Source organism: Ruminococcus sp., assembly GCF_019417665.1.
Classification (GTDB): domain Bacteria; phylum Bacillota; class Clostridia; order Oscillospirales; family Ruminococcaceae; genus Ruminococcus_C.
Genome location: NZ_DXUU01000022.1, coordinates 1 through 13,476, shown reverse-complemented (window position 1 = coordinate 13,476; position 13,476 = coordinate 1). Strand labels below are relative to the sequence as shown.

General features: G+C 47.2%; 9 protein-coding genes and 1 riboswitch. Of the genes, 8 read left to right on the top strand and 1 reads right to left on the bottom strand.

Annotated elements, in window-relative coordinates:
* Positions 1-141: 141 nt before the first annotated feature.
* The 8 genes from QZ375_RS07320 to metK all read left to right on the top strand — a co-directional run bounded on the left by QZ375_RS07320 (position 142) and on the right by metK (position 11,454).
* Positions 142-495, top strand: a complete 354-nt coding sequence (locus QZ375_RS07320; RefSeq protein ID WP_295217441.1) for a zinc ribbon domain-containing protein — start codon at positions 142-144, stop codon at positions 493-495.
* Between the two features lie 99 nt (positions 496-594).
* Positions 595-903, top strand: a complete 309-nt coding sequence (locus tag QZ375_RS07315) for a hypothetical protein (RefSeq protein ID WP_295217439.1) — start codon at positions 595-597, stop codon at positions 901-903.
* A 27-nt stretch (positions 904-930) separates the two neighbouring features.
* A complete protein-coding gene (locus QZ375_RS07310; RefSeq protein ID WP_295217437.1) occupies positions 931-1,611 on the top strand; it encodes a formate/nitrite transporter family protein in 681 nt (226 codons plus the stop codon).
* 143 nt (positions 1,612-1,754) lie between these two features.
* Positions 1,755-2,123 (top strand): fluoride efflux transporter CrcB, encoded by a 369-nt coding sequence (gene crcB / locus QZ375_RS07305; protein ID WP_295217435.1) that lies wholly within the window; start codon positions 1,755-1,757, stop codon positions 2,121-2,123.
* Between the two features lie 183 nt (positions 2,124-2,306).
* Positions 2,307-3,083, top strand: a complete 777-nt coding sequence (locus QZ375_RS07300; RefSeq protein WP_295217433.1) for a SprT family zinc-dependent metalloprotease — start codon at positions 2,307-2,309, stop codon at positions 3,081-3,083.
* Between the two features lie 217 nt (positions 3,084-3,300).
* Positions 3,301-6,387, top strand: coding sequence for a glycoside hydrolase family 9 protein (locus tag QZ375_RS07295; protein ID WP_295217431.1), 3,087 nt, complete (start codon positions 3,301-3,303; stop codon positions 6,385-6,387).
* 368 nt (positions 6,388-6,755) lie between these two features.
* Positions 6,756-9,926, top strand: coding sequence for a glycoside hydrolase family 9 protein (locus QZ375_RS07290; protein ID WP_295217429.1), 3,171 nt, complete (start codon positions 6,756-6,758; stop codon positions 9,924-9,926).
* 172 nt (positions 9,927-10,098) lie between these two features.
* Positions 10,099-10,204, top strand: a riboswitch (SAM riboswitch).
* Positions 10,205-10,272: 68 nt separating this feature from the next.
* Positions 10,273-11,454, top strand: coding sequence for a methionine adenosyltransferase (metK, locus tag QZ375_RS07285; RefSeq protein WP_295217427.1), 1,182 nt, complete (start codon positions 10,273-10,275; stop codon positions 11,452-11,454).
* Between the two features lie 424 nt (positions 11,455-11,878).
* Here metK and QZ375_RS07280 read toward each other — a convergent pair whose 3' ends face one another.
* On the bottom strand, positions 11,879-13,171 hold the full coding sequence (locus QZ375_RS07280) for a family 10 glycosylhydrolase (protein WP_295217425.1): 1,293 nt from the start codon (positions 13,169-13,171) through the stop codon (positions 11,879-11,881).
* Positions 13,172-13,476: the final 305 nt, after the last annotated feature.

Below are 13,476 nucleotides of genomic sequence, written 5' to 3'. Positions count from 1 at the left end.
TCAATAATTTTGACAGAAACACGCTTTCAATAATTTTGACAGAAAATACCCTTGACAAAAACTTGTCAATCATGTATAATTTAAGTAACGATATTATAGCCGGAATTGTAGAAAGCGTTCCGGAGAACAGGAGATAGAACCATGGGACTTTTTGACAAGGTAAATCAAGTCAGCCGCAGCGTAACGGAATCTTCTAAGAGTGCCGCTGAAACCAGCAATCTGAAGAAGAAGATCGCTTATGAGAAAGAACGCATTCAGGAAGTAATGACTGAGATCGGCAGACTGTTTTATGAGAATCCCAACGGTGATCATAAGGCAGAGTTGGAACTCTGTGCAGATATTGATGACAGAAAGCGTCGGATCGCCAGCATGCAGGGCGATTTGAGCCAGCTGAAAGGCATCCGCATCTGCGGTCAGTGCGGCGCACGGTTTGATGAGAAGTATACCTTTGGCTTCTGTGGAAACTGCGGCACAAAGCTGGGCGAAGCAGAATAACGAGAATATATGGACAGCACAGCCTGTTGTGGGGTGTGCTGTTTTTGTGTCAACCCGTCCTCTGGATTTGACAGCAGACGGATGGAAAGGAGTTTAAAAATGCAGCCTGATCTTATATTTGATTGGAAAAGTGTGCATGTTCCGGCGTCGGAAGTCACCGGCCTTATGCGCAGACATCGTTCGGAACATCTGGAGGTCCTGTTCCATTATGCAGAAGTGTTATATCGTGTGGGCGTAAACCCGGATAATGCAAGAGAGCCATTCTACCTGGACGAGGATACCTATCCGTCTATGTTTGCATTTTGCAGCTCGGCTTGTATTGAAGGCGGTTTTTTGCTGCCGGATCTACAGGAGCCTTTGGATGTGATCGCTGTGAACGGCGCAGATCCGGAACCTTATTTTGCTTGAAATTTCAAGAAAGCGTAGGAAACTTGTATGGAAAAAAAGAAGAATAAATGGCTCTCTTTTTTTGTGGATGGCTTGCTGTCCGGTCTTATGATCGGCATCGGCGGCATTGTGAGTTTGTCTTGTGAAAACCGCTATATCGGCGCATTCCTCTTCTCTTTGGGATTGTTCTGTATCATCCATTTTCAATATGGATTGTACACCGGAAAGGTAGGATATATCCTGGATCGGGATCGTGCCTATCTGGGAGAGACTTTTTTTACCTTGCTGGCGAATGCTGTAGGTGCAGGTCTGACAGCTGGATTAGTGCATCTTACACGGTTTGCACGGGATGTTTCTGTGAATGGTATGGATGTGTCGCTGATGGATCGTGCACAGACTTCCATGGAAGGAAAACTCTGGGACAGCCCTCTTAGTTCTTTTGTATTGGCTTTTTTCTGCGGTATTATGATGTTTTCTGCCGTGGAAGGCTGTCGTCACTGTACAGAAAAGAAGAACCATGTTGCCGGACTATTTGTAGTGGTCATGCCAATTATGGTGTTTATTCTGGCTGGGTTCAATCACTGTGTGGCAGATATATTCTATTATTTTCTGGCAGGCTGCCCTGATCCGATTCGTGCATTGCTGTATTTCCCCATGGTTATTGCGGGAAATGCTTTCGGTGGTATCTGCATTCCGTTTTTGAAACGGTTCTCCAGAAATCCCCTTTGATTGATATGATAGAACCGCACATGAGAGATCGTGTGCGGTTTTTGCTTGTATTTTGTAGGGGAATGTGTTATACTGGACAAAATGCAATTATGTAATTATGTATTGCGGTAAATTTCTGATATAATATCGAGGTGATGGAATCCATGTTTTCCCTTATGCTTGTGGGATGCGGCGGTGCGCTGGGTGCAATGCTGCGCTATGCCATCGGATTGATTCCCGTACGCAGTACATTCCCGGTTCTGACTCTGGTGATCAATTTTCTGGGTGCAATTGCCATCGGTCTGATTGCAGAAGCAGCATCGGCACAGCAGCTGTCCCAGAAGAGCACGTTGTTCTGGAAGACTGGCGTCTGCGGCGGTTTCACGACATTTTCTACCTTTTCGCTGGAAGCAATGACTTTGTTCCAGGAAAAGCAGTGGCTGTTGGGGAGTCTGTATGTAGTGCTGAGTGTGATAGGTTGCCTTTGCGGTGTGCTGCTAGGAAAGTTTATGCAGCATCGGTTGTTCGGTTAAAACTTGTTTAAATAGAATATGTGTGCAGATTTTCGAGCAGAATTTCTACGAATACAAGGTAAAAATTTGTGGAAAGCCTTCGCCTGGCAAGAATTTTTAATGCAGTAGATGTAAAATTGTGCCGATGGGACGCATATTTCATATTTATATGATCTGATTTCAAAAAAGCAAAGAGGTGAGTACATGCCGCAGCAGACAGAACACCGTAGTTTGATTCTCGGCAGTGAGATGATTTCCTATACATTGGAACGCAAAAAGGTTAAGAATATCAATATGCGGGTGCGTTCGGGCACTGGTCTGGTGGTGTCAGCACCGTATCATGTGCCGCTGGAGGAGATCGAGGAAATCCTACGGCAGCATGAAAAACGGATCCTGACTGTTCTGCATCAGTTTACTCGTGCCGAAAAGGACAGCGCTCAGCAATATCCTGATACTTACATCACTGGAGAAACGGTGCTCTATCTGGGGAAAATTTATGTTCTGGAAGTGGTACGGGGCACACGGGATTGTGTACAGCTCCAGGGAGACAAGCTGCTTCTGCTTGTTCGGGATCCGTCTGACGAGAAACATCGGAAAAAGGTGTTCGATGCCTGGTGGAACAGCTCTTGTGAAAAGGCGGTGCGCAATCTTTGCCGGGCAGTGTATCCTGTCTTTGCTGCACATGAGGTACAGTTTCCGGAGATCCGTTTTCGTGCCATGGTCGCCCAGTGGGGGAACTGCCGTCCTAAGCGCGGCGTGCTGACTTTTAATACCCGGCTTCTTGCTGCGCCGGTGCGCTGTATAGAATATGTGGTGATCCACGAGTTTACCCATTTTCTCTATCCGAACCATTCCAGACAATTCTATCAGTTCATTGAAGCTGAACTCCCGGATTGGCGGCAGCTTCAGGAAATCCTGCAAAAAACTGTGGAAACAAGGCTCGCTTCTAAAAAAAAGCCTGAAATGGGGACAGATTATTGACAATATGGCTAAAAACAGAGCCGGCACTTTAGTGATAATTCATAGAAATGCGTCTGGAAAGGAAAAAACTGTTGATTTTTTTTGGAATATATGATAAAATATATGTCGGGCAAATTGGGCTTGTTCGAAAAATCCATGTATTTGTGAAACAATCCCCAAGCACATTTTTAGGTGGCGCAGGATGAGAGTCGCCGGGAACATTGAAAGGAGTTTTCTTATGAAAAAATTGGGGCTCGGTAAGCGTACGCTGGCGTGTGTTGTCAGTGCTGCGACATTACTGACTGGAACCACTGCATTGTCTGCTTTGACACAGACCACAGGATTGACGGCGTCTGCTGCATCTTATGATAACTATGCAAAGCTGCTGCAGTATTCCATGTATTTTTATGATGCAAACATGTGCGGTGACCAGGTAGGAGAAACTGGTCAGATGGAATGGCGTGATGATTGTCATACCAGCGATGCAGTGACCGGCGGTTTCCATGACGCAGGTGACCACGTAAAGTTCGGTCTCCCGGCTGGTTACACAGCTTCTACACTGGGCTGGGGTTACTATGAATTCAAGGACAGCTATGACAGCCTGGGACAGACAGCACACCTCAAGACCATTACAGATTATTTCGCAAAGTATTTTAAGGACTGCACCACCCTGTCCGGTGGTACGGTAACCAGCTTCATCTATCAGGTCGGTAATGGTGATCAGGATCATGCTGTATGGTGTGCGCCGGAAGTACAGGACGCCTCCAGCCGTCAGGTGTATACAACAACAAACAGCGCCAGCGATATTGCAGCAGAATATGCGGCAGCACTGGCTGTAAACTATATTAACTTCGGCAATGCAGAGGATCTGACCTATGCGAAGGCACTGTATGAATTCTCCATCAAGTACAATTCTACTGCGGATGAAGGTACTACTGCATTTTACAATTCTTACGACTATTATGACGATCAGGCATGGGCTGCTGGCTGGTTGTATTTGGCAACCAATGACAGCACCTATAAGACATTCCTGAATACCTTTATGGAAGCATCGAACCAGGGCAAGTCCGGTCAGTCTGGATGTAAGTGGGGTATTTACTCTCCTCTGAGCTGGAATAATGTCAGCCTGGGCGCTGGTATTCTCCAGGCAGAGATCACCAATTCTTCTACTGACTGGGCGAAGGTAAGTACTTATCTGAATCAGAAGTGCTCCAGCGAGACCACCTACTACTGCGAAGACGCATGGGGCAGCTGCCGCTATAACACCGCAGTACAGCTGTGTGCACTGATTGCGTCCAAGCACGCTTCTTCTATGAATTACAACAGTTGGTGCAAGGCACAGATGGCGATGATTCTGGGAAACAACTCCATCAACACCAATTTTGTGGTTGGTTTTGACAGCAACTCTGCAAAGTATGCACACCACAGAGCAGCTTCTGGTTATGACAGCAACGATCAAATGACAGGTCAGACCGGTTATAGCAGCGATGGTCACACCTTGGTAGGTGCTCTGGTGGGCGGTCCTACTGATTCCAGTTTCACTTATAAGGATACCATTCAGGATTATCAGTGCAATGAGGTTACATTGGACTATAATGCCGGACTGGTTGGCGCAGCTGCTGGCTTGTATGAAGTATATAAGACTGGTTCTGTAGACGCTTCTGTTGAAGGTACAAAGGGTGGTACGATTGTAACCACTCCGACAACAACCGGAAAGACAGACACAACAACCACAACCTCTACCACGAAAAAGACTGAAACCACAACGACAACCACAACAAACGGAAACACTCCTAGCGGTTCTGAGGCATCCTTTACCGTTGGAACAGAGATCGGAACAGACGGTTCTCTGTATAAGTACGCAGAATTTGCACCCAATGGCGCAAAGACTGCTACAATATATTATACTGTAAATTCCAATGATACAGAATCCAGCGGTGCATTTGGCACATGGAATGGTTCTGAGTGGCTTCAGGAAGACTTCAAAACCAGCGTTTCCGGCGGTCAGTGCAGTGTAACATATAATGTTCCGTCTGATGCTGGTGCAACTGTGAAGTTCAGCGTATATTGGCCGGGTGCTGACAGCGTTGAGATCACCAAGATTGTTCTGGACAACGGTTCTATTACTACTACGCAGTCAACTACAACAAGCAAGCAGCCCAGTAACACAACAACAACTACTACAACCAACGGCAACGGCGGTGATACGAACGCAAATATTACAACAGGCACCGAAAAGGGCATTGATGATAAGATCTATAAGTATGCCGAATTTGCTCCCAATGGCGCAAAGTCTGCAACAGCTTACTTTACTGTAAAATCAGACGACACAGAAGCAAGCGGATCTTTTGGTACCTGGGCAGGCGAATGGCTTCAGGAAGATTTCAAAGTCAATGTTGGCGCAAATGGTGAGTGCAGTGTGGACTATAATATTCCGTCCAACGTTGGCGAAACTGTAAAGTTTAGCGTATACTGGCCGGGTGCAGACAATGTGGATATCACAAAGATCGTACTCCACTCCAATACTTCCGGTCAGGGTACGACGACCACACAGCAGCCCAACACCAGCAATGGCACCTATACTCTGGATCTGAATCAGTCTGTTGACTATAGCGAGCTGCCGATTGATGACAAGATGATCGGTTGGGAATGGGCAAAGTTTGGTATTCCTGCAAATGAAAATGTTACAAAGGTTGAAGTAAATATCAAGGCAAAGAGCGGCGAGATCGGCAAATGGCAGGGCGCTTTTGGTTCGTCTACCAAGGTAGAACCGGATTATTGGACGAAGACAGATGATATGGAACAGACCTTTAACAGCAAGTCTGGTTCTCTCGTGTGGGAAATTGACTCTGCAACATCCGCAATCATTCAGAGAGAATACGGCGGTGAGCTGAAGCTCGGCATCTGGTGGATCGATTGTACAGAGTTCACCATTGAGTCTATTACCGTTTATACAGATGCTGCCGGCAATAAAACAACAGCGTCTACTGTGAATACAACCACTACTACCACAAGCAAGACAACCACAACTTCAACTTCTAAGACGACCACAGCGACTACAACAAAGAATCCAAACCCTGGTACGACTGCTTCGCAGCCGCCGGAAATCCCGGATGCTACCATTTACGGTGACGTAAACCTGGATGGCAAGGTCGATGTCACAGATGCAGTTCTGCTGAATAAGGCAGCTGCAGGCGCAGTAAAGCTGAACGGTCAGCAGTATGCAAATGCGAATGTCTGCACAGACGATGGCGTTGGTGTGAACGATGCAGTAACACTGCTGAAGTTCCTGGTTTCTTTGGTAAAATCTCTCCCGTCTGACTGATCTAATATAACAAAAGACTTGATCTTTTGAAAAAATGGCACAAGAAATTTGTAATTTCTTGTGCCATTTTTTTGCGCCATAGTAAAATTTCTGAGAATAGGGAAATTCTAGTTCGTCAAACTGCTCAAAAAACATGTAAAGTGTTTAGCAGATTTTACTGAATTTTGTGAATCCGCTTTACAAGAAAAAGTGGGTGTGTTATAATAAATGAAACGAGAAGTATATGCTCTGTGAAAGGATCATTGCGCTTTCGCAACGATATAGCAGTGGCATAGCGTCCGGCGTGCCCGGAAAAATGAATCGTTGTATGCGGAACATGCGTACCCATGTTCTAACACAAAAATCTCTAATTTTCAAGGAGGATACTTATGCTGAAGAAAAAACTCGGCAAGAAGGTTGCCGCCTTGGCTTCTGCTGCGGTTATGGCAGTTTCTGCTACCGCAACTGGTCTGACTGCACTGTCTATGACAGTGTTTGCAGGCGCAGAGCTGGGCGAAGGTACCTTCAATGAAGGCAAGGGATTGCCTTGGCACATTTGCGAAAGTGCTACTGGTGTCATGAAGTTTGACATCACTGATGGCATTTATGCAATCCTGATCGAAAATCCCGGCGGTACCGGTAACGGCGGTGAAGACCGTTGGGACTGCCAGTTCCGTCACAGAAACCTGACAATTGAAGACGGTCATACTTATCGTTTGACTTATTCTGTTAAGCCGTCGCAGAGTGGCCGTATGTACTCCAAGCTGGGTGATATGGCAGATCCGAACAAGGAAACCTGGCACGGCAACGGCGAAAAGCTGACCATGACTTATGAGGAAGGTATTTCTCAGGAAGATCTGGAAGCAAAGCTTTTGGCAGCTCCTAAAACTGGTGAGAACGTAGACTATGGTCAGGGCTGGGATGCATGGAAGAATGAAACCCTTCCGGCAAACCAGTGGACAACAGTTGCATTTGAGTTCAAGGCACAGGGCTCTTCTACCGGTACAGGTGAGTGGACATTCCACATGGGCGGTACTGGTCAGTACACGCAGCAGGAATGTTTCCCGAAGGGTACTGTTATCCTGTTTGATAACCTGGCACTCATGGATCTGACGGATGATAATACCGATTATCCGAGAAATCAACCGGAGTATGAACCGAAGGGTATCGAAGTAAACCAGATTGGTTACTATCCGAATGCAAAGAAGCAGGCTACTCTGATTCTGGCAGACGACCCGGATCACACAAAGGCTAACAAGCCTGCCTCTGAGCAGATCAGCTATGAGATCAAGGATGCAAAGGGTGCAACCGTTTATGAGGGCACCACTTCCGGCGAAGTCATCTATGATGAAGGCGGCTGGAACTGGAACCAGGTCATTGACTTTACTGATTTCACAACAGAAGGCACTAACTATAAGCTTGTTGTAGACGGCAAGGAGTCTATCGCTTTCGATATTGATTCCAATCTGTATGGCGCAGGTCATGTACATGATGAAAGCATGCTGACTTATGCGGTTAACTACTACTATCAGAACCGTTCTGGTGTTACCACTGAAGATGCTTACATTCCTTCTGGTCAGACCGATCAAGGCAGCGGAAAGACACTGGGCCGTAAGGATTGCCACAACCCGGATACAGCTTATCTTGTAGACGAGTGGGTAATGCAGTATACTTCTCTCCCGGCTAAGGGTTCATCCCTTGACTGCACCGGTGGTTGGTACGATGCCGGTGACTATGGTAAGTATGTTGTAAACGGCGGTATCTCTCTGTGGACACTGATGAACATGTATGAGAGATCTGTTATGGTCAACAAGGCAGATAAGTGGGAAGGCACTGATATCGTAAACATTCCTGCAAGCGATGGTGTGAACACATCTGTTTCCGGCGCACCGAACATTCTGAACGAGTGCAAGGTTGAGCTGGACTTCTTCCTGAAGATGCAGCGCAGCGATGGTATGGTATACCACAAGATGCACGACTACAAGTGGACAGGTCTGGCTGTTGCTCCGTATGATGATGACGGTAAGGAAGACGGTGCACAGAGACCGATGCGTATTGTAAAGCCGACAACATATGCAGCAACACTGAACTTTGCAGCTGCTTGTGCACAGGGCGCTCGTCTGTTTAAACAGTACGACTCCAGCTATGCAGCTACTCTGGAAGCTGCTGCGATCAAGGCTTATGATGCAGCAAAGACAAACTACAAGCCGTTCACTGATTGGACAACAAACAGCAACGGCAACATTTCCGGTGATCTGAACTATGCTCCGCTGGATCAGAATAAGGGCGGCGGTCCGTATGGTGACACCGAAGTAAGTGACGAATTCTACTGGGCAGCTTGCGAGCTGTACATCACTACAGAAGACAAGACATATTATGACGAACTGATGAAGTATGGTACCGGCGCTTATGGCGTAGACAACGGCAAGGCTCTGGAAATTTCCACAACTCTGGTCGGCGGTGAAAACAAGGGTACATGCTCTGTATTCACTTGGGGTACTCTGAACAGCGTTGGTTCTATGTCTCTGTATGTAAATTCCGCTTCTATGCTGGAAAAGGGTCTGCTGACTTCTGCTGAAGTTGAAACTCTGAAGGCCGAAGTTATCAAGGCAGCTGACTACTACCTGTCTGTACAGTCTGAGTCCGCATATGCAACTCCGTATCGTGGTATGAACTATGATGCAGATGTTTGGAAGTATGATGCCGCTTCTGGTACAGGTACTCTGGAATCCAAGGAACTGGAAGGCGGTTATGAGTGGGGGTCTAACTCCATGGTTATCAACAACACCATGTCTATGGCTCTGGCTTATGATGCAACAGGCGATGTAAAGTACATCGACGGCGTAACCACTGCATTTGACTACCTGATGGGCCGCAACCCGATCGAACAGTCCTATGTAACTGGTTATGGTGAGCATTCTACACAGTATCCGCACCACAGATGGTGGTCTGGTCAGTTGAATGACAAGGACTTCCCGTATGCACCGTATGGTGTTCTGTCTGGTGGTCCGAACTCCAACATGAATGACCCGATGGTTCAGGGCCGTGGCTTCAAGATCGGTTCTATCGCTCCGATGAAGTGCTACCTGGATAACGTTGAGGCTTGGTCTGTAAACGAAGTTACCATCAACTGGAACGCTCCGCTGTGCTGGGTTGTTTCCTTCATCGACGATGAGGCTCCGAACATCCAGCGTGATGGTCAGTCTCAGACAACAAAGGCAACAACTACTACAAACGGTGATGAAACAACTACCACCGCTTCTACCAAGGCATCTGATGCTACTTCTGACAGCGATGCTACTACCACTACTTCCGGTACTGCTGGTTCTGTTGACCCGAGCAAGGTTCTGCTGGGCGACACCAACCTGGATGGTCGTGTAGATATCACTGACGCAGTTCTGCTGAACAAGAAGGTTGCCGGCGCTGTTACATTCAACGAACAGGCAAACAAGAACGCTGACTGCTACGATCAGAACGGTGAAGTTACTCAGGATGACGCAATTTCTCTGCTGAAGTTCCTGGTTCACCTGGTGAAGTCTCTCCCTGAGGTAAATGCATAATTGATCTGAGATCCGTATGATCTCGTGATATATTTGCGTGAAAACGCCGCAGCTTTTCATAAAGCTGCGGCGTTTTTGTCTTTTATCGAAAAAAGACGAAATTATGCTTGACAAGCGGAATGAGATACAGTATAATAGAAAGCAGAGCATTGGCTCTGTGGTAATTTCACATACCTTATCAAGAGTGGTGGAGGAACAGGTCCTGTGAAGCCCGGCAACCGATTGGCAACTTTGCCAGAAACGGTGCTAATTCCTGCGGTATAACCGAGAGATGAGGGGTTTGCACAAAAAACACGGGCACCCGATTCGGGTGCCTTTTTTTGATAGACCCGAAAGGAGTATTATTATGGTAAGAACATTATTTACATCTGAGTCCGTTACAGAAGGACATCCAGATAAAATCTGTGACCAGATCTCTGACGCTGTGCTGGATGCGATTCTGGCACAGGATCCAAAGGCACGTGTTGCGTGCGAAACCACAACAGCTACCGGCATGGTGCTGTGTATGGGTGAGATCACGACGACTGCAAAGGTGGACATTCCTCAGATCGCACGGGATGTTATTGTGGATATCGGCTATGACCGTGCAAAATATGGCTTTGACGGCTATACCTGTTCGGTGCTGCTGGCAATGAATAAGCAGTCTCCGGATATTGCTATGGGCGTAAATGATGCCATTGAGACCCGGGACGGTGAGACTAAGGAAACTGGCGCTGGCGATCAGGGGATGATGTTCGGTTATGCTTGTGATGAGACAAAGGAACTGATGCCGCTGGGGATCTCGCTGTCCCACAAGCTGTGCATGAAGCTGGCAGAACTGCGCAAGGACAATACCTTGCGTTATTTACGACCGGACGGCAAGGCGCAGGTGACGGTGGAATATGACGGGGACAAGCCAGTGCGCATTGATACTGTGGTAATTTCCACCCAGCACGCACCGGATGTCAGCATTGAGACCATCCGTCGGGATATGATGATCTATGTTATTCCAGAAGTGCTGCCCCAGGAACTGCTGGACAAGGAGACAAAGTATTTCATCAATCCTACCGGACGTTTTGTTGTGGGTGGCCCTCAGGGAGACAGTGGTCTGACCGGACGAAAGATCATTGTTGACACATATGGCGGTATGGCCAGACATGGCGGCGGTGCATTCAGCGGCAAAGATCCAACGAAAGTGGATCGCTCTGGTGCGTATGCTGCTCGGTATATTGCGAAAAATATTGTGGCTGCCGGAATGGCAAAGCGCTGTGAGGTACAGCTGGCGTATGCCATTGGCGTGGCAAATCCGGTTTCTGTACGGGTGGATACTTTTGGAACGGGTACAGTTTCGGAGGAAACATTGGCAAAGATAGTTCCTCAGGTGTTCCAGTTGACACCGGACGGTATTATTGAGATGCTGGATCTGCGTAAGCCCCAATACCGGAAATTGGCAGCTTATGGCCATATGGGTCGTGAGGATCTTGGTGTGGCATGGGAGCGCCGGGATAAGGTGGACGCATTGAAGCAGGCAGTTGCCGCAGCAGAATAATAGAGATAGATGCGAAACAGAAAGGGCTTCTCCGAAAACGGAGAAGCCCTTTTGTCAAGTGAAAGCAAATATCGCCGCTGTTCCGGTGGAACGTTTTCGACGAGTACTTTTTTGCTGTAAAATAATCTGTAACCAATAGGTAGATACCATGTGCTTCTAAATTTTCCTAGACGGAAGCGTTCGGCGAAATTCGCTCGCTTTGCTCGCTGTTCGCCTGGGTTCGCACAGACGCTGTTTGGGGTTTTCTGTATGGTTTTTGTTGGAATTCTGGAGTTACGCTGCTTGTATGGGAAGGTATTTTTTGCAGCGTTTGTGCTCTTTGAAGATGCTTTCACTTTGCTTTGAACTGCATTCTTCCTTTTTCTTTTTGCTGAAAAAAGAAAAAGGAAGCGAAAAAGAAAAAAGAGGTCTCGCTTCGCTCGGATTAGTGCCGGAGCATTTTCCCGATTTCTTCAACCTGCTGTGTCATTGCATCAACAGCTGTTTTCGGGCAGAATGTGGTATCATAATCATAGATTGCAATGCCATCCACGTTATCCATATGTAACAGCAATTCCACCTGCCGCTGGGGAATATCCAGATGCCCTTGCCATTCCTCACTGCCGCTGCCTGCCCATGTATCCTCCTTTCCCAACTTATGTGTACCGATGCCGATCACCAGAGAAACATCCTCACAAGTGACCGTTTCTGCCCAAAGGGCTGCCGTTTCTTCAAAAGGAGCTGTTTCATTTTCAAAGCCAAAGTATACTTGCGGAATCAGCACATCACAATACCCTGGCGTACTTGCCCAGCGACGCACGTCCGCATACTGGCTGTCATAATTTCCGTGCATGGTTCCCTGGGGGCTGATGCTTACGATTCGTTCAGAATCTTCGGTTTTTACGGTATCGTATAGCTGTTTTACCATAGCATTGGTCTGCTCTAACCGGAATTCCGACAGATCAGACGCACCGCTTTCTGCAAATGCCGCAGCATCAAAGGAGGCCTCTGTGGTAGGATAAAAATAATCATCCATGTGAATACCATCTACATTGTATTGGGTAATGATCTCCTCTATTCCGTCTGCAATGAACTGACGCACTTCTGGATATGCTGGATTTAGCCACCAATTGTTCCCCACCTTTACCAGGTATATGCCGTTCTTCGTGGGATCATTGTACCATTGTTTGACTTTGTAGTGGTCATCCATGGCAGCCATGGTTTCATCTCCGGGCCCTCGCATGGGATTGATCCAGGCATGGGCAGACAGGTGCAGCGCATGGGCTTCTTCCAGCATGATCTCCAGAGGGTCATAACTGATATTTGCATCAGCATATCTGCCCATGGGGAACAGCTCGGAGCGGTAATAGGCGTCCTGATAAGCACGCACATGGAGATAAACCGTGTTGATGCCCATATTTGCGGCATTCTGAAACCGCTGGCGCATGATCTCACGGAATTCCGCTTCAGTCTTGCCACTGAGGGTATCTGCGTAGTCCATAACGGCAAACCACATGGCATAGGGTGTGTCATAGTTCAGCCGAGTGGAAGAGGTGCTATTATCCGGCGGTAAGGTAGTCCCACTGGCAACGTGCAGCTGTTCCACGCTCTGTACCTGGTCGGCAATATTTTCACAGAACAGCGCATTTTCCGGTGATGTACGGTCTGCTTTGGCTGTACAGCTGCAGCAGGAAAACAGCAAACAGAGTGCAAGCAGAAATCCTGTGAATCTAGACATAGTGAACCTCCTTGGAATGCATCATTCATAGTGCATAATGTTCTGTCTGCATTAATGAAATCAAAAAATATCATATACTCTATCATATGGAAAGGCAGTTGTTTTCATTCCGACAGAGCATAGTTGATCGAAAAAGCGGCGAAAAAAATTGTGGAAATACAGCGAAACACCGAAATGAAAAAAGCACCTTGCAAAACAGCAAAAAAAATGGTATAATAAAACTATGTTTTTTATTGCGGACGAAGCTGTCAAAAGTCCAGCTAAGAAAAGTCAATAGTTGTGGAGCAGAGTTTACAAAAAATTCG